Source organism: Halalkalibacter nanhaiisediminis, assembly GCF_007830185.1.
In the GTDB taxonomy this organism is placed as follows: Bacteria; Bacillota; Bacilli; order Bacillales; family Bacillaceae_D; genus Halalkalibacter; species Halalkalibacter nanhaiisediminis.
In genome coordinates this window covers 434,746-461,103 of sequence record NZ_VLKZ01000003.1, presented here as the reverse complement: position 1 = coordinate 461,103, position 26,358 = coordinate 434,746, and the positions used below count along the sequence as shown (strand labels likewise).

17 protein-coding genes, 1 rRNA gene and 2 pseudogenes are annotated in these 26,358 nt (G+C 37.7%); 2 read left to right on the top strand and 18 right to left on the bottom strand.

Annotation, left to right across the window (positions count from 1 at the left end; all coding sequences use genetic code 11):
* Positions 1-314, bottom strand: a 16S ribosomal RNA gene (locus tag IQ10_RS07555); the annotation flags it as partial.
* Between the two features lie 731 nt (positions 315-1,045).
* Between IQ10_RS07555 and IQ10_RS07550 the strand changes: the two are divergent.
* Positions 1,046-2,305 (top strand): annotated as a pseudogene (locus IQ10_RS07550) (IS1380 family transposase).
* Between the two features lie 16 nt (positions 2,306-2,321).
* Here IQ10_RS07550 and IQ10_RS07545 read toward each other — a convergent pair.
* The 16 genes from IQ10_RS07545 to IQ10_RS07470 form a co-directional block, all read right to left on the bottom strand.
* Complete coding sequence (locus IQ10_RS07545; protein ID WP_144449847.1) at positions 2,322-3,191, bottom strand: MurR/RpiR family transcriptional regulator; 870 nt, start codon at positions 3,189-3,191, stop codon at positions 2,322-2,324.
* A 151-nt stretch (positions 3,192-3,342) separates the two neighbouring features.
* On the bottom strand, positions 3,343-4,485 hold the full coding sequence (locus IQ10_RS07540) for a M20 peptidase aminoacylase family protein (RefSeq protein ID WP_144449846.1): 1,143 nt from the start codon (positions 4,483-4,485) through the stop codon (positions 3,343-3,345).
* Positions 4,478-5,311 carry a GNAT family N-acetyltransferase gene (locus IQ10_RS07535; RefSeq protein WP_144449845.1) on the bottom strand — a complete coding sequence of 278 codons (834 nt, stop codon included), beginning with the start codon at positions 5,309-5,311 and terminating at the stop codon, positions 4,478-4,480. Before IQ10_RS07535 ends, IQ10_RS07540 begins: the two co-directional genes overlap by 8 nt.
* 34 nt (positions 5,312-5,345) lie before the next feature.
* Positions 5,346-6,473 carry an o-succinylbenzoate synthase gene (menC, locus tag IQ10_RS07530; protein WP_144449844.1) on the bottom strand — a complete coding sequence of 376 codons (1,128 nt, stop codon included), beginning with the start codon at positions 6,471-6,473 and terminating at the stop codon, positions 5,346-5,348.
* 55 nt (positions 6,474-6,528) lie between these two features.
* Positions 6,529-7,515, bottom strand: a complete 987-nt coding sequence (locus tag IQ10_RS07525) for an ABC transporter ATP-binding protein (RefSeq protein ID WP_144449843.1) — start codon at positions 7,513-7,515, stop codon at positions 6,529-6,531.
* Entirely contained in the window at positions 7,496-8,512 is a 1,017-nt protein-coding gene (locus IQ10_RS07520; RefSeq protein ID WP_144449842.1) for an ABC transporter ATP-binding protein, read from the bottom strand. The genes IQ10_RS07525 and IQ10_RS07520 overlap by 20 nt, the downstream gene beginning before the upstream one ends.
* Positions 8,513-8,555: 43 nt before the next feature.
* A complete protein-coding gene (locus IQ10_RS07515) occupies positions 8,556-9,455 on the bottom strand; it encodes an ABC transporter permease (RefSeq protein WP_144449841.1) in 900 nt (299 codons plus the stop codon).
* 55 nt (positions 9,456-9,510) lie between these two features.
* Positions 9,511-10,461 carry an ABC transporter permease gene (locus tag IQ10_RS07510; RefSeq protein WP_144449840.1) on the bottom strand — a complete coding sequence of 317 codons (951 nt, stop codon included), beginning with the start codon at positions 10,459-10,461 and terminating at the stop codon, positions 9,511-9,513.
* 151 nt (positions 10,462-10,612) lie between these two features.
* Positions 10,613-12,181, bottom strand: coding sequence for an ABC transporter substrate-binding protein (locus tag IQ10_RS07505; protein ID WP_144449839.1), 1,569 nt, complete (start codon positions 12,179-12,181; stop codon positions 10,613-10,615).
* A 51-nt stretch (positions 12,182-12,232) separates the two neighbouring features.
* Positions 12,233-13,711, bottom strand: coding sequence for a M81 family metallopeptidase (locus IQ10_RS07500; protein ID WP_144449838.1), 1,479 nt, complete (start codon positions 13,709-13,711; stop codon positions 12,233-12,235).
* A gap of 550 nt (positions 13,712-14,261) precedes the next feature.
* Positions 14,262-15,647, bottom strand: a complete 1,386-nt coding sequence (locus IQ10_RS07495) for a hypothetical protein (RefSeq protein WP_144449837.1) — start codon at positions 15,645-15,647, stop codon at positions 14,262-14,264.
* 237 nt (positions 15,648-15,884) lie between these two features.
* Positions 15,885-20,363, bottom strand: coding sequence for a hypothetical protein (locus IQ10_RS07490; protein ID WP_242009781.1), 4,479 nt, complete (start codon positions 20,361-20,363; stop codon positions 15,885-15,887).
* A complete protein-coding gene (locus IQ10_RS07485; RefSeq protein WP_144449836.1) occupies positions 20,350-21,090 on the bottom strand; it encodes a DUF6063 family protein in 741 nt (246 codons plus the stop codon). Before IQ10_RS07485 ends, IQ10_RS07490 begins: the two co-directional genes overlap by 14 nt.
* Positions 21,077-22,591, bottom strand: a complete 1,515-nt coding sequence (locus tag IQ10_RS07480) for a replicative DNA helicase (RefSeq protein WP_144449835.1) — start codon at positions 22,589-22,591, stop codon at positions 21,077-21,079. The genes IQ10_RS07485 and IQ10_RS07480 overlap by 14 nt, the downstream gene beginning before the upstream one ends.
* Positions 22,573-23,595, bottom strand: a complete 1,023-nt coding sequence (locus tag IQ10_RS07475) for a Wadjet anti-phage system protein JetD domain-containing protein (protein ID WP_144449834.1) — start codon at positions 23,593-23,595, stop codon at positions 22,573-22,575. Before IQ10_RS07475 ends, IQ10_RS07480 begins: the two co-directional genes overlap by 19 nt.
* Positions 23,596-23,667: 72 nt before the next feature.
* A complete protein-coding gene (locus tag IQ10_RS07470; protein WP_144449833.1) occupies positions 23,668-24,540 on the bottom strand; it encodes a phosphorothioated DNA-binding restriction endonuclease in 873 nt (290 codons plus the stop codon).
* A gap of 188 nt (positions 24,541-24,728) precedes the next feature.
* Between IQ10_RS07470 and IQ10_RS07465 the strand changes: the two are divergent.
* Positions 24,729-24,857: pseudogene (locus IQ10_RS07465) on the top strand (8-oxo-dGTP diphosphatase MutT); the annotation flags it as partial.
* Between the two features lie 104 nt (positions 24,858-24,961).
* Here IQ10_RS07465 and sstT read toward each other — a convergent pair.
* The gene (sstT, locus tag IQ10_RS07460) at positions 24,962-26,191 is read right to left on the bottom strand and encodes a serine/threonine transporter SstT (RefSeq protein WP_144449832.1); all 1,230 of its coding nucleotides are present in this window, start codon (positions 26,189-26,191) and stop codon (positions 24,962-24,964) included.
* Positions 26,192-26,358: the final 167 nt, after the last annotated feature.

Here is a 26,358-nt window from a genome sequence, read left to right as displayed (position 1 = left end):
CGATCACCCTCTCAGGTCGGCTACGCATCGTCGCCTTGGTAAGCCATTACCTTACCAACTAGCTAATGCGCCGCGGGCCCATCCTGTAGTGTTAGTAATCCCAACTTTTAACCTTCCTCCATGAGAAGAAAGGTGTTATCCGGTATTAGCATCGATTTCTCGGTGTTATCCCTGTCTACAGGGCAGGTTGCCCACGTGTTACTCACCCGTCCGCCGCTAATCTCTGGGAGCAAGCTCCCTTTGATTCGCTCGACTTGCATGTATTAGGCACGCCGCCAGCGTTCGTCCTGAGCCAGGATCAAACTCTCCATAAAAGTGATGCACACGGATGTGCTAATGCCGACGTTGCAACAGGACGTCGCGAACTTAGTCGGTCACCTTTTGAAAAATCCATTAGCTCAAAATGTATCGCTAACGATACTTCTTAATAATTGACGAGATATCATGTATCTCTATTTCGCTTGGCTTTTGTTCAGTTTTCAAAGAACTCGGTGTCGCTCATCAGCGACATTTATTATATTAGCATAATTTATTATTCTATGCAACAACTTTTTTTGAATAGTTTTCTTGAAAATTAACGATTGTCTGCTGCAAATTATGCTGTCGTTAAAAGCGACGTTTAAAAATATACCTCATAAATTAACTTAATGCAATAATTAATTTAAAGTTTATTTTATGGATAAGTTTATTAATCTATCATTAAACATAATACTAATTGATAACTAAAAACAAATATGACTAAATTTGAGATTTGGCATTTACTCATTTAAAAAACTTATTGTCTTCTTTAAAATAGTCCCTCCTTTTATTTGAATAATCTATCAATAACCTAAACGCACTCACTTCGTACTATAAAAAGATAACGTGTTTATATTTTAATCAAAAATTAACCTAGATTATTCACCAATCAATACAAAATCCCACTAAAAAGCTGATTTCTCGGCTTTTTAGTGGGATTCTCTTTTTCATTTAAAAGATGAAAAAAGAATCCATTTCTGCTAAGGTTATTACGACCAAGAAACAACCAATAGAAAGGATTCTTATGATGACTACTTTATCGCAAAATACCATACATTTCAATCGTGCTATTAAATGATGGAGGCGCCCTTTCCTCAGATACGGGCGAATTGATTTTCCGTGAATTTGATGAGAAATTGAGCTTCTCGCAAACCATCGTCAAACATCTCCAGTTAAAAGATGAACGCACGTATTGTATTCATGAAAACGAACAACTTCTTCGTCAAAAAATCTATCAGCTTATCGCTGGCTATCACGAAGACGATGCTGCGGATCGTTTGACACATGATCCGGTTTTCACACAAGTTCTTGGTACGCCTGCACTCGCTTCTCAACCGTCATTATCACGATTTTTCAAGCGCTTTGACACGCAAGCACTGAACCAACTTCAAGCGGCGAATCAGGAGCTGCTTGACCGAGTTCATCATTCCCGACAATCTAAGACGCTGATTTTTGATTTAAATTCAACACATGCCGATACATACGGATACCAAGAAAATTCGTCCTACAACGCGCATTATCGCACAATGGGCATTCATCCACTTGTCGCATTTGATGGGCTAACAGGGGATTTCTTAAAAGCTCAATTGCGTCCAGGGAACGTTTATACTTCCATTGGTGTAGTTGATTTTATGCGTCCACTCATCGAACATTATAACGACGTTTTTCCTGAAAAGTCTTATCTTGTCCGTGGCGATAGTGGCTTTGCGGTGCCTGAGCTATATGAATTGTGCGAAAAGGAAGCGGTGTACTATATCATTCGTTTAAAAGCGAACGCCAAGTTAAAAGCACTTGCGGAAGAACTACATCCAACGCGCGAAATTCGTGATGTGACCGTGACAGAAAGCTATATGGAAGAATCTATTTATCAAGCGTCGTCTTGGTCGAAGCCTCGTCGCATTGTGATTCAATCGACGCGTCCAGCTGGTGAACTCTTTTTTTCGCATACCTTTTCGTGACAAGTCTTGGTGAAAGCTTCTCACCTCAAGCAATTGTGCATTCATACATACAGCGAGGTACGATGGAAAATTTCATAAAAGAAGCAAAAGATGGTTTTGGCCTTGATCAGATGAAAAGCCATAATTTTCTCGTTAATGAAGCACGCATGATGTTGAGTCTACTTGCCTATAACTTAACGAACTGGTTGCGCACACTGATTTTCCCATCTTCCTCTAAAGGCATTCAAATTCAAACGATTCGCACACATTTGATTAAAGTAGCGAGTAAAAAAACGTTATTAAGTAATCTGACGTATAATTTTGTTTTTCAACTGAACAGATTAGTTTGATGCCCCATCTTTTAAATTAACGATTGTTTTTCATAAATGGAAAGAATTCTTCACTCGTTTGATCATAATCCTCCATTCGGTTTTGAACCTTTGATTCATTTGAAGCAGCAACACTTGTAACAAGTAAATTTAATAATGCGAAGGTTGGCGTTATTCCTTTTAGAGGAATTGGTGGAGGAGCCACGACCTTAAACAGAATATCAGCAAACTGTCCTATTGGAGAAAATTCATCATCTGTTATGGCTAATACTTGGGCACCTTTTTTCTTTGCAGCCTTTACAAATGAGAAAGTCTCTTGAGTATACCGCGGAAATGAAATCGTAATTACTAATGCATTATCATCAATTTGAGATAATAAATAATTTACATCCTCAATTTCACCACGGTACAGTAATGTATTCCCGACAACTATATTAAGGCTGAACGTTAGCCAGTTGGCAGGACCGTAAGATGAACGTAAGCCAATTACAATACGTTTCTCTGATGTAATTAATAAATCGATTGCTTTTTGATATTGTTTAAAATCTAACTGCTCTAACGTCGCTTTAACATATGTACTATCTTGCTCTATAATATACTGAATCAAATCTTTATCTTTTAACGATTTAGATGCAGTACGGAAACGTTCTAATGGATCACTATAATGAGTTGATTCTTCTAATAATGAAGATTGTACTTCTTTTTGGAGCTCACTATATCCAGTATACCCTAATGCATAACACAACCGAATAACTGTAGTTTCACTTGTTTTACTTGCTTCACCTACGTATTTAGCCGTTTGAAATGCTACTTCGGTAGGGAAATCAACAATATATTTTGCAACTAACTTTTGTCTTTTTGTTAGTTCATTGAATTGCTTTCTTATTTTCTCATTAAAATCGTTCATGATTAATCCTTCCTTAAAAAAAATGAGATTATTCGATTCAACTTCATACTTTCGTTAGATAAATTATGAAAAAAGACGTTACTCTTAGTAACGTCTCTCTATCTTTCAATAGTATCACTAATCATCTGTTTATTCTTGTTATTCTCTTCTATTATCTATTGTTTAACAATTTCACAATAGAAGTTGATAATATTTTTACACCATTCTGTAAAGAATCTAAGTTAAAACTCATATTTGGGTGGTGCAATCCTGGATTTAAATCTGTTCCTAAACCTACCATCGTTGCTTGAATTTTCGGAAACGACTTTTTATAAAAATGAAAGTCTTCTCCTCCTGGTGTAACAGGCGCTTTTGCGAGAGCCTCTTCGCCAAGAGCCTCAATAATAGCCTCCGTCACTATCTCTTCTAATATAGGGCTAGATTCAGCAGCAACCATCGATGCCAGTGCTTCCACTTCTATTTCCGCTCCATTAGCAGAACCACTTAAAGTCACTGCTTGTTTTATCCGTTTGATCAGATCATCCATCACTTCATTTTCTTGTGCTCTTATATCAATTCCGAACTCGCCATAGTCGGGTATAATGTTAAAGTTTGTTCCACCTGCTTGAACCTTGGTTACTTTTGCAGAGGCAGAAACAGTTGGATCAACTTGCACTGCATTTACTGCTTGTATCACAGATCCAAGGGAGTCAACGACATTGATACCCAGATTTGGCCGCGAACCATGTGCTTGAATTCCCTTAATTCCTCCTTTTAATAAAGTAGTTGCCCCGTGATAGATAGCTGGCGATGCCTGACCGAATGTTAATTCTTGGATGGGACGAACATGAATACCTATCAAATAATCAATGTCATTCATGACACCTTGCTCAATCAAAGCTTGTGCCCCTTTACCAGTTTCTTCAGCTGGTTGAAAAATAATTTTTATCAAACCATTTGGAGTAAATCCAAGCTTCTTTAAACAAGTAATAGCATAAAGTACCATAGTCATATGTGCATCATGACCACAAGAATGATTTGCTTTCCAGTCACCGTCTACCATTTGCCACAATGCATCAATTTCAGCTCTTATTCCAACTGTAGGGCCTTTCTTACTATTCCCCCAAAATCCAATGACACCAGTATGCTCCTCAAATGTTTGATAAGATATGTCTAAAATGTCTAGTTGCTCACATAAATACTTTGTTGTATTTATTTCTTTCCAACTAATTTCAGCATTTTCATGCAGATATTGATATGTTGATGTCAATAATTCTTTATTTTCATCCACCCACTCTTTAATGTGATCAATCATGAAAGCCTCCATATTCAAGAACATAATAATGAACTAAATGATTAGTAGTCTTTAATATTCTCGTTACTTTATAACCCTCTAAAAGAATGTCTGAAGCCGCATTTCTAAATTTTAATCTCCAAGCTTTTGCAACTTCAAAATCAACTTGTTTTATTTTTTGAAAATCGACTGGAACTGGAATTAAGTAACTTTTTTGATTTTTGATTAGATTTTCTTCATGAGGATAAGGTAAACCCCCGTTAACTTTGATAGTAAGAAGGGACGAATACTCACGATCAGAGCTTTCAAGTTTGTTTAACCCTGCAAGAGCATTCTTCACTCTATCTGAACAAATATCCCATTCAACGACAAAACGATCTGTTGGTAAACCATTATTTAACTTATCATTCATTTCTCCATAATAAGATGGAAGATGAGTCTTAACATATCCTCCAAGCTTATTGATGTTAAAATAAGCATTTCGTGATTCCAATGGGTCGTATGTCCAAACAATTTTTTTATAACCGTATTCTATTGCCCAATCCCTTTGTTTCAGCTTTAATGCTAAACCAATTCCTAAATTCTGATAGCTTGGACTGATCGCAGTCATGTGAGAAATTAAATAATGCTCTTTATTTTTGTAACCCGAAAATCCGTAAGAAAATCCAACTAATTTTGCCGCATGGAAGGCTCCCATAATAACGCCACCATGATGAGAGGCTGCAACAAGCTGTGGAAGTGGACTAACTGCATCTCGACTCCAAATTTCTTCTTGGAAAGAAACAACTTCTTGAATTTCCTTAATGTTATCAATCTTTCTATACATAATGGATTCTGTCATAACCATTCGTGAATCCTCCCGACCATGTTTCCGTAGTTCATTAGCTGATCATTGTAGCTTTCGTAAAAGTTTTATCATTGACAATCATTTTATTGATCAATTCATTATTAATATCAAAACCGATTCCTGGTCGTTCTGGTACTGAGATCATTCCTGGTTTTGATAAGGTCACTTCTGGAAAAATAATATCTTCATTAAAATAACGACTTGAAGAAGATGTGTCCCCAGGAATGGTAAAGTTACTCAATGATGCAATAGCGATATTGTGCGCTCTACCGATTCCTGCTTCAAGCATTCCCCCGCACCATACTGGAACGTCTCGTTCCTCACATAGATCATGAATTTTTTTCGCTTCTGTTAAACCTCCAACTCTACCAATCTTAATATTAATAATTTTGCATGCTTCAATCTCCAAAGCCTTTCTAGCATCTTCTACAGAGTGAATACTCTCATCTAGACAAATTGGCGTTTTCATTTCAGCTTGTAATTTTGCATGATCAATAATATCATCATGGGCTAATGGCTGTTCAACCATCATTAAATTAAACGTATCTAACTCTTTTAAAAGTGCTTTATCGTTAAGAGTATAAGCGGAATTAGCGTCAGCCATAAGTGGAATATCGTCCCCAAATTTATTTCGAATAGCCCTTAATGGTTCAATATCCCAGCCGGGCTTAATCTTCACTTTGATTTTTTTATATCCTTCATTTAAAAAATGGTTCACTTTGATTAAGAGATCATCAATATTGTCCTCTATTCCAATACTAACGCCTACTTCAATTTCTTTACGTGTTCCTCCTAATACAGCAGAAAGAGACAATCCATTCTGTTTGCTATATAAATCCCACACAGCCATTTCAAGTGCTGCTTTTGCCATATTATTTCGACGGATGTAGGAGAACATGTCAAAAACGTCTCTTGGATGTTTAACTCCCTTCTCCAACAATTGCGGGATTAGAAAATGCTCAAGCATATACCAAACAGTTCCTGTTGTTTCTTCATTGTAGATTGGAAAAGGCATGGCTACACTTTCAGCAATTCCAACTTTGTCTTCGCTAAACACCCGAACTACAATAATATCTTTTTCCGTTACTTTTCCGAAACTTGTTTCAAATGATGATTTTAATGGCATTTTTATTCGTTGCAATAACACCTGATTTATATCCATATATGTCACGTCCTTAATTTGAAAAATAATTTTATTTAATTTTAATTGCCACGCTTTAATCATGTAAATGACAAGCAACAAAATGTCCTTCAGATATTTCCTTTGTTTTTGGCACTACTTTCCTGCAGGCGTCGATTACAAAAGGACATCTAGTGTGAAAGACACATCCAGATGGAGGATTCATTGGAGACGGAATCTCTCCTCTTAACTTAACCCTCTCCTGTTTCATTTCAGGGTTAGGATGAGGCACGGCAGATAACAATGCTTGTGTGTAAGGATGAAGTGGGTTAGAAAACAATTTATCTGTTGGAGCTTCTTCTACCATTTTCCCTAAATACATCACCCCGATGCGATCTGAAATATGTCTAACCACACTCAAATCATGGGCTATAAATAAATAAGTAAGTTTATATTCATCTTGTAATTCTTGTAATAGATTAATAATTTGTGATTGAATGGAAACGTCTAACGCAGAAACTGGCTCATCACATATAATTAATTTTGGATTGACTACTAAAGCTCTAGCCAAACCAATCCGTTGTCTTTGACCACCTGAAAATTCATGAGGATACCGATAATATTGTTCAGGTTGTAAACCTACTTTTTGGAGAATGTCCATTACTCTGTCTATTCTCTCTTTTTTTGTACCTAATTTATGGATAATCATAGGTTCTTCAATAATGTCTCCAATTCTCTTTCTTGGATTTAATGAAGAAAATGGGTCTTGAAAAACCATTTGAAGGTCTTGCCTTAGTTTTCGTAATTCCTTACTATTTAATTGAAATATATCTGTACCTTTATAGAGAACTTCACCTTCTGATGCTTCTATTAAGCGTAAAACTGTTCTTCCCATCGTACTTTTACCACAACCAGACTCACCAACCAACCCATAAGTTTCACCCTCAACGAGATGAAAAGAAACATCATTGACCGCTTTCACAAATGCTTCGGTTATTCCAATGGGATTTTTAACAGGAAAGAATTTTTTTAATCCTTTAATTTCTAGAAGCGTATTTTCTCTCTCATGCATTTGTTGCGCCATTAAACCGACCCTCCTTTTCTGTGATTTTCCGATAATGCCAACATCTAACTTTTTGATTAGTAGCGCAAGACTCTAAGATAGGCCTTTCTGCAAGACACTTATCATCAGCATATGAACACCTTGCAGCAAATCTGCATCCTACTGGAACATCTTCTAAAGAAGGCACAGTTCCTTCAACAATATGCAGTTTCTTTGTTCGATCTCCTTCAAGTTGTGGGATTGACTTCATTAAACCCTTTGTATAAGGATGTTGAGGTGAGGAAAATAGTTGTGTTACCTCTGCTTCTTCCACTACTTCACCTAAATACATAACGACTACTCTTGTACAATATTGAGCGACAACTCCGAGGTCATGAGTAATGAACATGACACCCATATTAAATTCCTCTTTCAATTCAATCATTAAATCTAAAATTTGAGCCTGTATCGTTACATCTAAAGCAGTTGTTGGTTCATCAGCTATTAATAATTTAGGTTGACATGCAAGCGCCATTGCAATCATGACCCGTTGCCTCATCCCCCCTGACAATTCATGAGGATATTCATGAACCCTTTTTTCTGGTGCAGGGATTCCAGTCAATTTCAACATTTCAATGGCTTTTTCATATGCCTTCTCTTTGGAAAGCTTTTGATGTAGTACAAGGGATTCAACTATTTGATTACCAATTGTATATACAGGATTTAAAGAGCTTAGAGGATCTTGAAAAATCATAGAAATATCATTTCCTCTAATTCTTCTCATTTTTGACATAGACATATCCAATAAATTCTCCCCTTCGAAGGCTATTTCCCCTTCGTAGGTGGTAATACCACCTTCTTCAAATAACCTCAGAATTGATTGAGCTGTCACACTTTTTCCACACCCTGATTCACCAACAACTGCTAATACTTCTCCGGTGTCAACATATAAAGAAATACCGTCAATTGCAGTGACTCTTCCTCTTTCTGTTTGAAAGTGTGTTTTTAGTTCATTTAATTCTAAAAGGTGCTTGCTCATATTATGAAACCTCCTTAGAGCCGCTGATGTCATTCATTATCAATTATTTCTTTACTCGTTTTGAATGAGGATCTAATAAATCTCTTAATCCATCTCCAAATAGATTTAAACCGAGGACTGTTAAAATGATCGCCAAACCTGGAAATAGCGTCATCCACCATGCATTAAAAATGACCAATTTCCCATCAAATAAAATATTTCCCCAACTTGGATCTGGTGCTGGTACTCCTGCTCCGAGAAAACTTAATCCTGCTTCAATAATAATAGCGTCCGCAAAAATAAAAGTAGACTGTATTATGAGAGGAGAAAGTGTATTAGGAGCAATATGGAACCAGATTATTCTTGAAGTAGACGCACCTTGAGCCTTCATTGCCTCAACATAGGTTTGTTCTCTTACAACTAAGGCAGAAGATCTAACGACTCGTGCAACATATGGTGTGTATACAATACTTAACGCTATAATCACATTTTCCAAACGGGGACCAAGAGCTGCCATAATGGCAATGGCTAGCAATATAGCAGGAAAAGCCATAAGTCCATCACAAACTCTCATTAGGATGTGATCTAACACTTTGTAATAAGCAGCATATAAGCCAATTACCATTCCTAATAAACTAGTAATGAGTGCAACCGAAATTCCAACACCCATTGAAGCTTGAGCCCCATATACAACCCTAGCAAACAAATCTCTCCCGAAATTATCTGTTCCTAGAATATGATCTGTCGAAGGAGGGACTAGCCTACTTGTAACTTCCATTTCATAAGGGCTATAAGAAGCTAGAAATGGGGCAAAAATCGCAAAAAATGATGTAATTAAAACGATGATACCACCTGTTACAGCTAGCCTATTTGCTAAAAATCTCTTAATAAATAATTGTCTTCTCTGTTTTTTGATACTGCTTCTTATTTCTGAAAGCTTTTGGTCTTTCATAGTAACTTCCATACTAATTCCTCCATCTGTTCGTGTCCGTTTAAGCCCAAGCTATCATGTTGTTTGATTACTTTTTAATTAAACGAACTCTAGGGTCAATCACTCCATATAATAAATCTACAACGAGGTTAATAAGCACATAAGAGACTGTGATCATTAACACGGTTCCCTGAATCACAGCGTAATCGCGTCGTTCTACTGAGTTTATGATCAGTTGTCCGATTCCTGGAATATTGAATACGGTCTCTGTTACTGCTGCACCTGCTATTAGCATCCCAAACGTTTGACCAATAACCGTTAAGATTGGAATAAAAGCATTTTTTAAAGCATGCTTATAAATCACAATCTGCTCATGAAGACCTTTCGACCGAGCTGTTTTAATAAAATTTGCATTTAAGGTTTCTAACATTGCTGATCTCGTCATACGTGCGATTAGTGCAGCTTGCATTGTTCCTAGAGCGATAGCAGGCATAATTAAAAATTGTAAGTGATTCCACAAGCCAGCGCTTAATGGTTGATACCCTGCTACAGGTAACCATTGGAGGTTTACAGCAAATAGGATGATTAAAAATAAACCTAAAATAAAGTTTGGGATAGAAATCCCTAATAGCGAAAGCCCCATAAAAGATTGATCTGTCAAAGTTCCTCTACGATATGCAGCCCAAATTCCTAATGGTAGGGCAACAATAATAGCTGTTACTTGAGAAAGAATGGAAAGAGATAGAGTTGGCCCAATATGATCAAAAATAGCAGCAGTTACAGATTTATTCATAAAGAAAGAGTGACCTAGATCTCCTTGGAGTACGCCGATGATCCAATTAACATACTGTTGATAAATTGGGAGGTTTAGTCCAAGCTGTTCTCTTAAATTTTCTCTACTTTGTTCAGTAGCCTCTTCTCCTAAAATAATAGAAGCAGGATCCCCTGGTGTTAAATGAATAATCGAAAAAATCACTATTGATACAATAAAGAGGACTGGTATAAGCGATAAAATTCGCTTTAAAATATACATTTTCAAAGCAATAATCTCCCCTTCTAAATAAAAATCAGCAATCTCATCTTAAAAGCGATCGTTTCTTTAAAGAGACAGTAGATAAATAGTTTCCACCCATGCAATTAATGAGTGGAAACTATTTGTATTAGGTATTAGAAAGATCACATAAAAAGATTTAATGTACAGTTGTATTCCAAAGAACAATTCCCTCAAAGAAATTAATTCCTTCCACGTTATTTCTATATCCTGTGAGTAAACTAAAATCTCCAATTTTAATATGAGTTAAATAGGTAGACCAGTTATACTCTTGTAATTCTTCAAAGTAAGCTTTTGCTTCTTCTTGAGAAGTAGAAACTCTAATGTTTTCTAACAAATCTCTTATTGTTTCATCATCTGTGAAGCCTGGCCAACTCGGATCTAATGTGACAATTTGAGTAGGATCAGTCACTGTAACAAAACCTGTGATAAACGCATCATATTCAGATGGTTCAGATCTTTTTTGTACTACAGTCGCCCAGTCATAAACTTCAAGGCTTGCATTGATACCAGCCTCTTCTAATTGCTGTTGAACAACCACCGATGTATTATAAATATGATCATAATCACGACTTGTTAAAATTCTAATTTCTTCACCGTTATATCCAGCTTCTTGAAGCAGTTGCTGTGCCAGATCTTGGTCATTTTGATTGTAGTATTCTTGACCTGCTTCACTATACCAATCAAGTTGCTCTTGGTACATCAAACCATGGTCAAGACGATAAAATACTTCATCAGCAAAGGCAGCTAACATGATTTCATCCTTATTTAAGACCGCATTTATCGCTTGACGCATGAGCGGATCTGTAAAAACACCTTCCGCTTTATTGAAAATCAAATTTTGTGGCCCATATAAATCGACAGAGGTAACGACATTTGGTGTATTACTTAACTGGTCATAATTATCCCTTGGTAACCAAAGGCCCACTTGGTATTGACCTGTTGTTAAACCCGCTACTCTTGTAGAGTCATCTGTGACAACATCGAAATACACGTTATCAACTAAAGCCTCTCGTTTACCAGCAAGACCATCAGGGTTAGCATCTAAAGATTGATAATTTTCAAACTTTTGTAGATGAATATATTGATCTTGCTTCCATTCGACGAACTCAAAAGGCCCTGTACCAATAAATTCATCAACTCCTTGCGCAGGTGCTGATTCGATAATTTCTTTTGGCATGATTGCTGAAAATTGTGTAGGTGCGGCCATCGTGTGTAAAGCACCAATCGAAGGAGTTTCAAGGTTCATAATAACTGTATAATCACCTTCAGCTTCAAAAGTTGTACCACTAAATGTCGACTCTGATTTTCCAGACCTTATCAACCAGCTTTCCATTGAAGCAACAACGTCCGCTGAAGTCATTTCCTTTCCATTATGGAAAGTAACACCTTGTCTTAATTCAAACGTCGTCGTTAATCCATCCTCGCTTTGCTCAAATGATTCGGCTAACATTGGTACTACTTCATAATTAGAATTTAACGTCAATAGTGTTTCAAAAATATGTCTAGAAACTTCACTTGTTGCAGTGGCAGTTGTCATATGGGGATCAAGAGTTGGAGGAGATGCATTCATCGCCACTCGAATATCCCCACCAGTTACTACCTCGGATTCTTCTTCCTCATTTTGTGACGTAGAATCTGAACTACATCCAATCATGAACATTGAAATCACTAAAATATAAATCAATCCTATTGCTTTGCTCTTCATTTACCTTCCTCCTAGTAATTTATTAAATGATGCTTTACCTTTTACTTGCTATTAAGAGAGTAGTTGATTAATCACAGATTCTAGTGGATAAATAGGTCTATTTATACGTTCAAATGGGAAATCAAATAGATTTGAACTACTAAGCCCTGGTGAATTCACAGGGATAATTGCCTTAGCTAAAGGCTCAAAAGCTGCTCTAAAGTGTTGACTAGATTTTAAAGCGACAATTTTATACGTTAAGACATCTATACCGTGTAATAAGAAAATTTGTTCATCAAACGTTTGAGAACTTTTCGAACAAACAATAATATCAATCCCATTTGCGACTAACCTTGCTGACTTCCCATAATTCACTTTTGTTCCTTTACCCATTGGAGAGGATTGAACAAATTGACCATCGGACACAGATTTGACATAGGCTTGAAGCGGGATAGGATTCCCGTGCATATTGTCTGTTTTCCCACCGAGCTTTACATTTATTGTGCTCCCTACTCCTTGTGAGTGTGCAATATCAGCAACTTCTGGATCATAAATAAACCCAAAACAAGCATCTTCAAGCTTCGCTTCTATCATCGCTGAAAGTAAATATGTGCCATCTCCCGGAGTACCTCCTCCAGGATTATCTGAACTTTCGTTAATAACAATTGGTTTGCCCTCAACTTTTAGCGCTTTAGTAATTCCCTCATCAGGAGAATCAATAGGTAGAAAAAATTTATCTCTGACCTTCCAAATTTCCTTCCCTATCTCTTCTGACGTTTGCGCTGCGAGATCTTGATCATTATTAGTAGTAGTTAAAACTGTCACACCTGTAAATGGGATATCAGCGTATGAAAAACCATGAAAGAATGTACAGTCTATAATCGATTCTTTCGCTTCCTGTTCCCAACATCGTTCATTAATCTCTTTTGCAGGAGATAAATTAGTAGTTGATGTTGGAATAATAAGTTGAAGTTTCTTAAGACTCATTGTTGGCTTAAGTTCGCCTAATAGAATCTGTCTTGCAACATCAATAGCTTCTTTTCCTCTTTCATACGTATCAATATGCGGATAATAATTAACACCTAATAGGACATCCGCTTCTTTAACCATTTGATCCGTTATATTCCCATGTAGGTCAAGGGTTACAACAAGCGGAATCTCATAGCCGATCTCCTCTCTAACTGCTAACAAAATGTCTCCCTCAAGATCATCAACACCTTCAGCAACACCAGCTCCATGAAGTGCAAGACAAATCGCATCAAACGACTCTGCACTTTTTATTCCTTCAATTAATTCTTGAATCAGTCTTTGATAGGTTTCTCTAGTAATCATTCCAGACGGCATAGCAAAAGCAGCAAAAGTAGGGACTATTTCTATGCCTATCTCATCAGAGCGATCAATCATCCCTCCTAGATAATCTCTTACTCTTCGGTGCTTTTCTATGATTTCTTCTCCATGAAGCCATTTCCATTGCTTAAATGACTCTACTGTTGTTTTCACTGATGAAAATGTGTTTGTTTCGTGTGCAATTTCACCAATTAATATTTTCATAATTGCCCCCTTCTTTGAAGTATTAACTTCTTTTTTAAATAAAAATGAAGTTTTAGATTTATTATTTGTAATTGTATTACTAGCCACAAAGCATTTCAACATAAATTTTTTAATTTTTTTAATATTTACAACAATAAAAATCTAAAAGAATTTATTTTTTCAATACGAAAAATGCGAAAAAGTACTTAAATACTTGTTAATTTGAGCATTACGAATAAAATGAGATAGTCATTTTTACTAGCTAAAATCACAAAAAAAGCCCGTCAGAATTTCTAACACTGACAGACTTTTGAAACGACCATATCGTTATGTTCAGTCTTGTATCTGTTCTCTTAAAATATCTAGCTACGCAAATAGATCTTCCAAACAGCAAACCCACTTTCATTTGTTTCATATCTCAAGCACTCTAATGACTCTTCATCAGTTGACCATTCTCTGGTTTGTGTATCTCATACATTTTTAATCCACCATCACTTAATACCGAAGTTCTGTTAAAATCACAAAAATGCACTGGGGTACATCAGTGCATTCAAAAAAATAATTCTCCATATTAAAACAATGTCAAAACCTGAATATATATCAATCCAACAATTAGCAAAGACACCGCAAACAAAATATTCGAACGGAAACCATTCTCACCTAAGCTGAGCCCATTTTGACTGCTTATTAAAAGAAGAGGAACCGTTACTGGCGCTATCACCAATGTGACAGCAACACCAAGTAATAAGGATAGAAGAACTAGATCAGCTGAGTATCCACCTGGAATGTCCACTAAAATCCCTGACAGTAACACCATTGCAGGGATCGGGGGTAACCCACAAAATCCTAGCAAAATCACGACGAACGTTAAGCCAATTAATATATTCAAGTTTAGTACATCCACCGCATGTAAAAAGTACCCGAATAAGAGCTGATCATATCCTGTTTCCTTTAATGTAGCAACTAATAAGCCAGCTGATAAAATAACAGACATTTCTTTTTTCTTCTTGTCTAAATCAACGGTCACTAGCCGAACCCACAGTTGCTTATACTCTGACATCGATTTGTTGCTGATAAAATAAAGGGTTGTGACAGTGACAATCACGATAGGAACCGCCAGCAAAATATCAAGATGCAGCCACTGATTTGAGATCAATATACCTCCCATAAGAAGTGAAACCCAAAACAAAAATCTCCAAACAAGTCCATCAAGTTTATCCTCGGGACGAACGGAGAGATCAGATATGACACTTGCAGAAATCTGTTTTCGTTTCATTTCAATCATGAAAATAATAATACTAATAACAAAACCGATACAAGCAAGACCTAAGCCTTTCAATACGGTAGGCAAAAGTGGTGCATTCGTTCCTGCAATACCATATGCAAATGCTGGATGAACAACCGTCCATAAAACGGTTAGTGTAAATCCTCGCATAACCGCAGCACTTAATATAAAGTCCCAGGATTCTTGAGAAACCGACTGCTTTTTCGTATCCCGAAACATTTGATAAACAAAAGCAACCCCTCCAACAGCCATAAAGGAAGAAATAAAATGAGATAAAGCCGCTACAAGTGAGAAAAAACGAATGGGTGTCGTGATCTGCTTTTTGCCATGATTCATAAGCGCTTTGACATAAGGGCGATGCCCGATAATCCAGCTAACAAGATTAATTAGGATAACGAGTGGAATAATCACACTCATCTCACGCAATCCTTTCCATAAAACAACAGGAGACGATGAAGTGAGCGATATAATCGAAATCGACAGCATGATTAATATAATTGGTAGTATGAGAGCACGTTTTGGAAAGACGATAAAGATCGAGACAAGCATCACCAACCCCATCGCTGAGATTAATTCAAAAACAAACGGCTCTTGCCAAATAGTTGATACAAAAAACAATAAAATAAACATCACAAGTGCCGTAATAAATAGGTTATTTATAAACTGCTTCATTACATTTCCCCTCCTTTCTTTCGTAAGACACTAGTTTTCTATTGTTCTTATCTAGTTTATTAGATTTTTCCAATAATGAAAATAATTGAAACGAAAAATCCTTTCTAATACATTTGTGCCAGTGAACCATATGCTTTTATGGAAGGTATAATAATTGCTCTTAATAAATGAAAACATTCACTGCTTCACTACATTACACCAAAACCATAATAACTCCATTCCTCATGACAAAAAGAATCAACTGCCTACACGACAATTGATCCTCTTTTTAACATATTTCAATTGGACAGCCATGTTATCCCTACTCAAACTCAAACAACACCATCTGCTCATTCTCTCCAAGTCTGTCCATTGATTTAGGTTCATGGTCCTGGAAGTAGGCATGGTGCAGCCATTTTCTTTTGTCATCACTTTTTTAGAAGAGTCGACTGATTCGCGTAAGCGGCAGCTATAGATGACTGGGAAAAAGTCTTGCAGGAATTTTCCTTCTGCGTGAGCGGTTAGGGCAATGATTTGGAAACCTAGTTGTTCAGCGACAAAAAAGACTGGACTTAAAACGTGATCACTTGAAGCTTTTCCAAATGGATTGTCTAGGATAACAGTTCTGTGACGTTTCATGTTTGGTTGGATGTATTGCTTTTTCTCCGCAATATAATTTTGGATGCCCAAAAAGAGCGTCATATTCTTACTCCATTTTTCTCCACCAGACCAAACGTTACTTTGTTCCCACGAATAAGACCTTGTCGTGACTTTGTTATCATTTGTCACTTTGCGGCAATTCACTTTCATGCCTTCGTTTTTCATGACCATTTGAAGCAACTGTTTAGATTGCAGCCACATATCAATTTGTTTTCTGACTTTGCCATCATCTTGTATCCCTTGATCATTGAGGAACCGCTCAGATTCTAGCTGCTCTAGAATCCATTCAATATAATCACGAATCCGATTTTTTCCGTCTTCCTCTTCCCATTCTGGAATCGCAAACGTAAAAATTTGTTTCCAATCATTTTCTACTTTCACTCGCGTCTTTTTAGGAATTTGTTTTAATTCCTCAACGAGCGTTTTTAAGTGAGCATGAATCTGATTAATAAAGGCTTGCAGCTCTGTATCCTTTTGACGAATATATTCATTTGCATAATTGGTCGCTCTCTCGACACTTGTAAGCATGTTTTTCTTAAAATCGATTAAGTCTTCGTACGTTCGTTTATATTCAATACCATTTTCAGCCATCTTCCGCATCTTCATATCGCTAATCGTTTGGCTAAATTCTCTAAAGGACTGCTTTTCACGCTCGACTTTCTCATTCTCACTTTGCAATGCTTCCTTCACTTGTTCGAGCTCGCGAATAATCGCGTCAACAAATGGTTTACGTTGATATGTGAAAGTTCTGGTTTCTTCTGAATTCAACGAGATGGCCTTAATATCTGGTGCATTAAAGTGATGCTTTTCGATAAAACGTTCTAAGCCACGTTCAGCTCCCTCAATGCTTGCAAGCTCTTGTCCCATTCTGTTCTTCTCTTGTTCAAGGTAGCTTTTGCTTTCTTTTAACGTTAATGCTGCACTCTTTAATTCTTCCTTTACTTCCGCTAATGCCATGGTAAATTCAAAGATTGTGTCATAAGGATACTTTTCCTGAAATTGCTCGACCTTACTCTCCCACTTTCCTTCTTGCTTTTCCTTTGCAAATGATTTCTGCTCCACCTCTTGATTGAAAGCAGCAACTTGTTTCTTGCTCTGCTCTATTTTCCCCCAAAGATCCTTCAATAATTGCATCCCGTCACTTGGAAAAAGCATATCCTCATCAAGCCGTCCATGTTCGATGCGCAACTCATCCATTGCCTTACTCGTTCGTTCTATGCCAGCCTTTGCGTTTTCTAATTTCGCATTCCATTCTCCGTAACTGACTTGAATGGCTCGAATTTTAAATTCTAGGTTGCGAATTTTCTCTCGAATCATCTGCTTGCCCTCACCTGAAAATAGTGGCGTAAGGGGTTGAACAGCAATAAACTGTTCATCTCGTTTTAAGATGCTTAATTCCGTATTTAAAGAGCCGCTTCTTTTGTCGAGCTCTGCCTTTTGTTCAAATAAAGCATCATATTGGAGTTTGACGTTAACTACTTCTTTTTTGAGTTCCGCAAGCTCTGCCTTTACCTGCTTCTCTTTCTTTTTCGCCTCTTCTACTTCTCGGCTATACTGAAGGTAGAGATTTCCTCGTTCAACCTTCCACTCCAGTCCTTTCATTTCATCCTGGTCTTTTTTGACAGTATCTTTTAAAAGAGTAAGCTTAGATTGTAATTCTTCCAATTGCTTATCTTCTTTTACGATACTAAGAGAGAGCCGCTCTATTTGACGTATGATCGTTGAGCGCTCTTCCTGTAACTTGGTCATTTTTTCATATGGAAATTGTACCGAAAAGTCGTCAAAGGCTTTTTGAGCATGTTCCCACTTTTTCATTTCCTTTTCTTTTTGCTCTCTTGAAAGGATTGTTTCATTCGCTGTTTTAGCGATATCTTCTTTCCAATGTTGGAACGATTCAGCTTCCATTCCCTTTCTCCAATGAAGAGGTGCTATCCACAAGTGTGGGCTTTCGTCTTTATGAGCGACAGCTGCTTCTTCTGTCGTCATGACATGGATTGGAAATTGCAGTCGGTCCGCTACACCGTTTAATTTTTCTTGCAACATAGCCTTGGATTTATTTGTTGTTATCAGTGTTAACGACCAGAGAGGATAGCTTTTTTTCTCAAGGTAATCAGCCGCATCTAATGACTGGATATATTCACCCCCTGTCAGTAATAAGTCAACCTGATTTTTCCAAGACTTTAACTGGGACTCGACAAAGGAATCACTAAAGAAGACATTTTGCTTGTCATAATCATCGACAAACCGATGCGCGATTCGCTCCAAGTACAGTAAATGGCTTCGTTCTTTCTCAAATCTTTCAATTGCTTCAACTAGTCTTGAAGCAATCGAGCTTTCATTCTCATACACATTTTCAAGAGCTGCCCATTGCGGACGAACAGCAGAAAGGGTGGCAATCAAGTTTTTCTGCTCTTTGTTGTTTGTATCAAGCTGATATTCGATGGAATCACGCTCGCGCTCTCGTTTCACTCTTTCTTCTTGAAGAGCATCTTTTCGCTTTTGCGCCTCACTTTTTTCAATTTCAATCTGCTTTTCCTCTTGCTGCAATCGAATAATCTCATCATCTAAAAATTGATAGCGATTATTCCAGTTGACGATTTCTTCTTGGACACGCTGTTGCATTGGATTGGCTAACAGCTGCTGCTCTAGTTGATCCATATCCTTCTTTCGCGTTTCTAGAACACTTTTCATACTAGACTGGTTCTTTTCCTGTTCTGTTTCTTTTACCTGCAATGAAATGAACCTGTCTTGTGATCGCTGAAGCTGCTCTTCAATCGGATTCAACTCAAAGTTTACACCCTGTATCTCTTTTTCAATCTCTTCGATTTTCCCGATAAAGAACCCGAGTAACGCACGTTTTGCCTCTTCTAACTGCTCTTCCAAATCCTCAAGCTCTTCTGTCTGGTTCAGCTTGTCCATTTCCTCTTCAAAATGCTTCAGTTGATCTTTGAAGTTCTTCTGCTCGACCTTTAGCTCCGCTAGTTTAAGCGAATAATAGTCCAAATGATTACGTTTAAGCTCTTCTTCTAACTGGGCATACTTCGCAAAAGCTTGATTATACTCTTTCGTTAAGCTGTCTAGGGTCGATTTTTCAACAGCAATCTCATAAGAAGCAGAATTAATGGCGTACTCGTAATCTTTTTGCTTCCATTCCTCCAACTTTTCAAACAGAACCGTTTGTTCGTCCGTTATCTTTTTCTTTTGCAGCTGGGTTTCTTCCCACGTACCTTTTGCCTTTTGCTTTGTTTTTTTGTATGCTAGTTTCTTTTGATGAAGCTGTTCAAACGCTCGAACAAATGTTTCTAATTCCTGTTGAATCCGTTTATTTTCTTCAATCGTCTCTTTTAACTTTTTATACTGCTTAAAGCTTGTATGCTGCTTTTCAAACATATCGGCAAACATTTTTTCATCATGACCAGCAATCGATTGTTCAACCGTTGGAATTAACAGACGATCAAACAACTGATTCGTGTTTTTACAATCATCAAAAAAAGCCTCAACTCCACCTTCAGAGCTATTAATTTTGACAACACTTTCCCACTCGTTGGCAATAATATGATACTGTTCTTCAAGAAAGCTACGATATTCCTTAATCGTTTGGAAGGTACGAGCCAAAAAGGAACGTTCACGCATATGGCTATAATAGTCTTGCATTTCTCCTCGATCCGCCGTTCGTTTCATCTCAGTTCCGCGAACAAAAGGAATTTCATCAATGCCATTTGGGGCATTTGCTTCATATTCATAGACGTATCGAAGCGAATCAAGCCCATGCTTCGTCATAAAAAGGGTTACAGTCGTCACGACATATCGTCTTGGCTTTTCATTTATGATCCATTCGATCGCGATATGAGCAGGGGCATTTTCAAGAAGAAGCGTGTTTCTCAGTTGTCGCTCGGCTAAATTCGTATGAGGAATGATTGCTTGTAATGCTGTTTGAATGAGAACCGTCTTTCCGCCACCATTTTCTAGTAAAATTGCTCCGTTATGTCCATCAAACAAGAATAGCTCATCATTATATCGCTTATTCCCTTCTTCATATACAACGTTTGTTAACCGAATTTTACTAATCGCTGGCATGCTCTTCCTCCCTTTCAAACCCGTAAATAAATTCAAAAATACCTTTGTTATACTCCACTTCCATAAAGAAGCGCTGAATAATCGTTTTTGCTTTTTCTGTTAACGTAATTTCATCATTGCCAATCTCTTGAACTACCTCTTGATCAACCAAAAATCGTTTCACCGTATCAATAAAGCTTAAACGGCTAATGGTGTTGCCGCTTTGCTTTTTCGCCGTTTCCTTAATATCATTCATATCTTCCCATTTCTCAATGATTAAAGACCAATTATATGAAAATTCCTTTTCTAATTCCTTCAGCTCTTCCGTATCATGAGCTTTTAATTGATCAATCCGCTCTTGTATAAAATGAACCCATTCATCTATACGAATAAATTGCCTCGTCGGCTCTTGACTTTGATACGTATCATAGAAGCTACCTAACAGAATAATCGTCGAAAAATATAACAGATAAATATCTCCATTTGTCGCACCAGAACGCAAATATTGTCGCTTAATCCAGTCATTGCTGACATGAAAAGGAGAGAGCCGCGTTCTTGGTACCATACACATTTGTTCACTCGTTAGAATGATCACGCAATCAACTTGATGGCTAAACGTATCAAGAAGAGCACGAATATCATCATCCGCTTTATAGAGTTGGACCGCTTGTACGTCTGAAACCCCATCTCGTGCTAGTTTTGTATAAAGCTGAAAAGCCATAATGACTTTTTTCTCAGGATAATTCATCCTCTGCTCCCTCCATTTCTATGATCATTTCTTGAATCGAATAGCGGTCCACTTTTTGAATGATCCCTTTTCCTTCTTTAATGATCAGAGTGAGATCTCCAATAAGCGCTAACGCATCTCCAAGCAACGTCTTTCCTTCCTGTTCATCGACATCCCCTTGAATAATCGGCGATCGTTGGTGGAGAATCAACCAAAAATCGTAGAAATACCGCTGTTCATACACAACAGCTTGATCATTTTCAAAAAGAAAATTCATAAAGGCTGAAAGTGTGCTACCTTTCTGCTCGCCATAAGCTTGTAGGAAAAGTTCCATTAGCTCTTTATACTTTTGTGTCAGCCACTGTCGGTGTGGATTATAAGTCTGTTCATCGCCCACCTCAATAAATCCTTGATCCACTTTTCCCTCTCGTTCTTCGGTAATATTTTGCTCAGCCAACACAGCTAAAGGGGACCACCGTTCATTCTCTTCAACTTGTAAAAACGGATGAAGAACCCCTTTCATCGCTTCTACTGGTAAAGGCCCGGAGACAATATGAGAAACTATATCCTGATCAAAGTTAAAAGAATGAATACCCGTAAAATAAAGAGACTCTTGCGCTGTGATAAGCGTCGTGTTTTTCAATGTCAACGTTTGATCTAATAATCGCGAATGGTCATAATGAACCGCTTCTAGCTCGCGATTAATTTTCAAAACATAACCATAAGTTTGTCTTTCCTTTTGATGAACGTCTTGTGAATAAAGGCGCTCTCTCGTCTCTTTGACAAACAAGCGCAGCTCCTTGAACTCTTCATCCTCACGCGCAAGGCGCTCATAAATGTCTTCAAGAAGCTGCTTATACCGCTCGAATGTTTCCTCTGACACAATGCTCCGCTGAATCTCATGCTTCAGCCTAATCATACGTTCCTCTAACGTCTCCACATCAATGCGCATTTCATTAATTTGCCTAAGAGCCCCTTTAAACTCCCCTTTTTCTAACTGCCTTCTAAGGATCAGCTGATTAATCGAAAGCTGGAACTCACTATAAAACTCCTTCGTCGCAAAAAGTAGCTCAAGCCCGTCCTCATCTAACGTGTAATATTGCGTATTCGTTTTGATATCGAAATTATTGGCTTTCAAGATCGAATATTCAATTGATTGCTCCTCGTTCACTTCCCAATCATAATACGAATAACGACGTTTCTTTCCGTCAGTCGGACGAAAGGTTTGAATGATCGACCTTGCCAGCACTTCATATTTTTCTTCTGGCAGGAGATATCTCTGCTCTGATACGCTTTTTAAAAAAGCTGCCAGCTGCTTCACACCTGTTTTCGATTGCCTCATCAGCTTTTGTTCAAAGAAAAATAATAACGTAAGCAGACCGAATCCTTTCATATCAATGCTCTTACCTTCTAAATCCTCTTCACGTTTTCTCTCTAATACATGCAATGGTTCAAAAAGAGCAAGCCGTCTGATCCGCTCCCGATATCCACGCGTTAACTCATTTACATCAAGGCCTTCCAATCAGCTTCCCTCCAAATCATCTGTAATTCTTGTGTCTTTAAAATTTCTTGAGGATAATACTTACCTTCCGCTAATAGCATTCTGATCACATCCTGCTGTTTTGGCAGAAAGAAAAGAAGAAAGACCTCAAGAGCTTCGATGTGTTCTCGCTGATAATCCTTTCCTGCAACTGCCTCTTTTGCTAAACAAGCTAGATAGAATGGCAAAGCGACATGAACAGGCTGCCTTTTCGTTAACGAATACCAAATCATCAAACCTTCTCGATCTAAATCACCAAAATAAAAAAACTGATGATCTGCCTCGAGCGGGTACTGAATCGCAAACTGCTCAATGCTTTTAATCACCGATTTTCCACTACCATAAATAAGCGTCGAAAACTCAGTTTCAACGAGGGCAGGCAGTAACCCTTGATAGGTTGTCTTATTTTCAACGATTAAATGAAGCTGAATACTGTTTTGAATATTCGTTGGATTAATCGCAAACATAAGAGGTTCAGAAACAGGAATAATCTTAAGCTTATTAAATACACCAATTCGCTCCAAAAGCTCCTTGCCGCCTTTTTCAACCAGCCACTTTTCATCCCCGACTATTTCAAAGCTGCGTTCAGGTGCAGGCACTTGTTCTGATGGAAAGGAATATGTCTTGATGTATTCATCCACTTTTAAAATAGTAGCTAGGTCATTTTGCCAAATTGAAGGATCTTTACGGTAATAGTCATCTATATTAATTGACGGATGCAGAAGATTACGGAAACGTTGGAGCTCCTTGTGATGGTTCATTGCTAGTAAGCTCTTATCAATGCGGTACTGCAACGCAAGAGATGGCGTTCTGGCCGTTCGCCCTTTCGCTTTCACCATCCCTAATACTTCCTCTGACTCCAATTGTAAAATCGTATCCGCAAACTGTTCGTATGTATGAATATATGGTTTAATCAACTCTTCAAGCTGAGTTAACGTAATCGTTCTTTTTGGATATGTTGCTAATCGTTTTTTGATCTCTTCCATTTGAAGTGCACCTCTGATGGATTACGGGATTTTTCTATAAATCATTTATTATAAACAGCTTCCCACTACGTATCAATTCACCTGATACCTAGCTGGCCCCCTAAAAACCTCTCGCGTATGCCAATGTATAAAACGTTCCTGTGGTTGATACAACGGATGAATCGGTGATCGAAGCTGTTTACCATGATACCTCATCAACCACTCATCAAAACCATGCGTCCCATGTGCTTGTGTTGCGACCAATAACTCTCGGCTCTCTGAAAAAGTAAAAACACCACGATCAAAAAGCTTATGATGCATCGAGCATAAAGCAATTCCGTTCTCTTCCGTATCAGGCCCACCCGCTTGATGCCACTTAATATGCGCTGCCTCGATTCCTACTAAATTGTGTCCTAACCGCACATTGAATCCACACACTGCACAGCTGTATTCGTACGCTTGTAAAATCTTTTCTCGGAACTTAGCATCTCTTTGTCTTCGTTTAGAAGTTTCAAAATCAAGTCCTACTGCACGAAGAATATCCTCATGAATCGTCTCTGGAAAATGTTCACGCAGTAAAGATTCTGCAATATTCTGAACTAACTTGTTATCACCAGTAAGTAACAAATACACTTCTTCCTTAAAACCGCCCACTACCTCATGATGTAACAAAAATCGATCTGTAAATTTCCTTTTATCCACTTCCTTGTTCAATTGCCATAAACCATCACTCGTTAATCTAACAAAAGGCTGCTCTGGATGATAAGAAGAACGTTGAGGTCCAAATTCAATTAATAGCTGTTTTAATGGCTCTCTCGTTTCCTCATAAGATAAGCTTTGCTGATTGTTTACCTGTAGCTGTCCAAGTGCAAATAAAATAAGCAACGGTTTGTGCGGAGCCCGTTGATCACCTTTTTTCCAGATGCTTAAATGTTTGATTTTATTAAGTAACTCTTCACTATTCATTCCTCATCCAGTTTCCTTTCGCGGAATTTCCGTTTATGTATTATAAAAATCATATCAAATAAAGCCCTACATTTAATCCATTCTATTTTATCATTATCATGGCTCATCTCTCTAACAGAATGTCATCTTATTTCTTCCATAAATTGTTGACATCATATAATTGGTAAAACATTATTGGAGGTTACTCCTTGAAAAAAGCCATAAAAGTTGTCGCAGCCATTATCGAAAATGAACAAAATGAGATATTATGCGCTCTTAGATCTCCTCATATGTCCATGCCAACTATGTGTGAATTTCTTGGTGGTAAAGTTGAACAGGATGCTGTTTTTACTAGCAATCATTTATCCCTAAAAAAACAACCCCTCCAATTGTTAAACTAACAGTTGGAGAGGCCATTCAATCTCAGATAGATGCATTTTTCTTAATTGATCTCTATTTTCTTACCTTCTTTACGCCACTCTTTAAATTCAGCTGCTGCCGTGAAAAGAACGTCTGTGGATGAGTTAAGTGCCGTTTCAAACGAGTCTTGTAAAACACCGATGATAAAGCCTACCCCAACGATTTGCATAGCAATATCAGTTGGAATTCCAAATAAGCTAGCTGCTAGAGGAATTAGTAATAAAGAGCCTCCAGCAACACCTGAAGCACCACAAGCACATACTGCTGCAAGTACGCTCAAGATAATCGCCGTAGGAATGTCCACTTGAATGCCGAGAGTGTGAACTGCCGCAAGTGTTAAAACCGAAATCGTAACAGCAGCACCTGCCATATTGATCGTTGCCCCTAATGGAATGGAAACGGAATAACTATTTTTATCCAAACCTAAATTTTCACACAATCTCATATTAACTGGAATATTAGAAGCTGAGCTGCGTGTAAAGAATGCGGTAATTCCGCTTTCCTTTAAACATTTAAACACAAGCGGATAAGGATTTTGACGAATAACTGCAAACACAATGATTGGATTAACAACTAGCGCGACAAAAACCATACAGCCAATCAAAACAGCAAGCAGTTTCCCATAGCTTAGCAACGACTCAAGTCCATTTGTTGTAATAGACTGAAAGACTAGACCCATGATTCCTAGTGGGGCCAACTTAATCACCCATGCAACCACTTTTGATACCGCATCCGAAAAATTCGCAATGAGCGTTTTCGTTGTGTCAGCAGCATTTCTTAGCGCCAAACCAAGAACAATCGCCCAAGCTAAAATCCCGATATAGTTCGCATTCATAATCGCATTTACTGGATTATCGACAACGTTCATCAGCAATGTTTTTAACACTTCTGTCACACCACTAGGAGGCGCGATACCTTCAGCTCCGTCTGCAAGCGTTAAACCAACAGGAAAAATAAAACTTACAATGACAGCGATTAAACTTGCTAAAAACGTTCCCAAAAGATACAAGACAATAATCGATTTCATGTTCGTTTGATGGCCGCTTTTATGCTGAGCAATGGCCGACATAACTAAGATAAGCACCAACACAGGCGCAATGGCTTTTAAAGCACCGACAAATAAAGAGCCTAAAATGGCAACTGGCTTTGCCACTTCTGGAATTGTGACAGCCAGGATAATACCAACAATCAAACCTAAAATGATTTGTTTGACCAGACTCACACGATTCCACTTCTGTAGTAAACTTTTCATAGATGTTCCCCCATTAGTTCAAGTTAAAATTATCACATTATTCCTTATAAAGTTATTGATTTTCTTTCTATAACCTAGTAATAGAGTGAAGTCTGTTTCAAATAGATATGATAGAGACATAGACGACTTTTACTAAATATGTACGAACCACAATCGCTGAGTTTGGC

Bases quoted from the DNA above. Each gene is read 5' to 3' on its own strand.
- IQ10_RS07505 (WP_144449839.1), bottom strand. From the start codon at position 12,181: ATGAAGAGCAAAGCAATAGGATTGATTTATATTTTAGTGATTTCAATG.
- IQ10_RS07495 (WP_144449837.1), bottom strand. From the start codon at position 15,647: ATGAAGCAGTTTATAAATAACCTATTTATTACGGCACTTGTGATGTTT.
- IQ10_RS07540 (WP_144449846.1), bottom strand. From the start codon at position 4,485: ATGATTGATCACATTAAAGAGTGGGTGGATGAAAATAAAGAATTATTG.
- IQ10_RS07520 (WP_144449842.1), bottom strand. From the start codon at position 8,512: ATGAGCAAGCACCTTTTAGAATTAAATGAACTAAAAACACACTTTCAA.
- IQ10_RS07515 (WP_144449841.1), bottom strand. From the start codon at position 9,455: ATGGAAGTTACTATGAAAGACCAAAAGCTTTCAGAAATAAGAAGCAGT.
- IQ10_RS07490 (WP_242009781.1), bottom strand. From the start codon at position 20,363: ATGCCAGCGATTAGTAAAATTCGGTTAACAAACGTTGTATATGAAGAA.
- IQ10_RS07500 (WP_144449838.1), bottom strand. From the start codon at position 13,711: ATGAAAATATTAATTGGTGAAATTGCACACGAAACAAACACATTTTCA.
- IQ10_RS07545 (WP_144449847.1), bottom strand. From the start codon at position 3,191: ATGAACGATTTTAATGAGAAAATAAGAAAGCAATTCAATGAACTAACA.
- IQ10_RS07485 (WP_144449836.1), bottom strand. From the start codon at position 21,090: ATGAATTATCCTGAGAAAAAAGTCATTATGGCTTTTCAGCTTTATACA.
- sstT (WP_144449832.1), bottom strand. From the start codon at position 26,191: ATGAAAAGTTTACTACAGAAGTGGAATCGTGTGAGTCTGGTCAAACAA.
- menC (WP_144449844.1), bottom strand. From the start codon at position 6,473: ATGGATATAAATCAGGTGTTATTGCAACGAATAAAAATGCCATTAAAA.
- IQ10_RS07470 (WP_144449833.1), bottom strand. From the start codon at position 24,540: ATGAATAGTGAAGAGTTACTTAATAAAATCAAACATTTAAGCATCTGG.
- IQ10_RS07475 (WP_144449834.1), bottom strand. From the start codon at position 23,595: ATGGAAGAGATCAAAAAACGATTAGCAACATATCCAAAAAGAACGATT.
- IQ10_RS07525 (WP_144449843.1), bottom strand. From the start codon at position 7,515: ATGGCGCAACAAATGCATGAGAGAGAAAATACGCTTCTAGAAATTAAA.
- IQ10_RS07535 (WP_144449845.1), bottom strand. From the start codon at position 5,311: ATGGTTATGACAGAATCCATTATGTATAGAAAGATTGATAACATTAAG.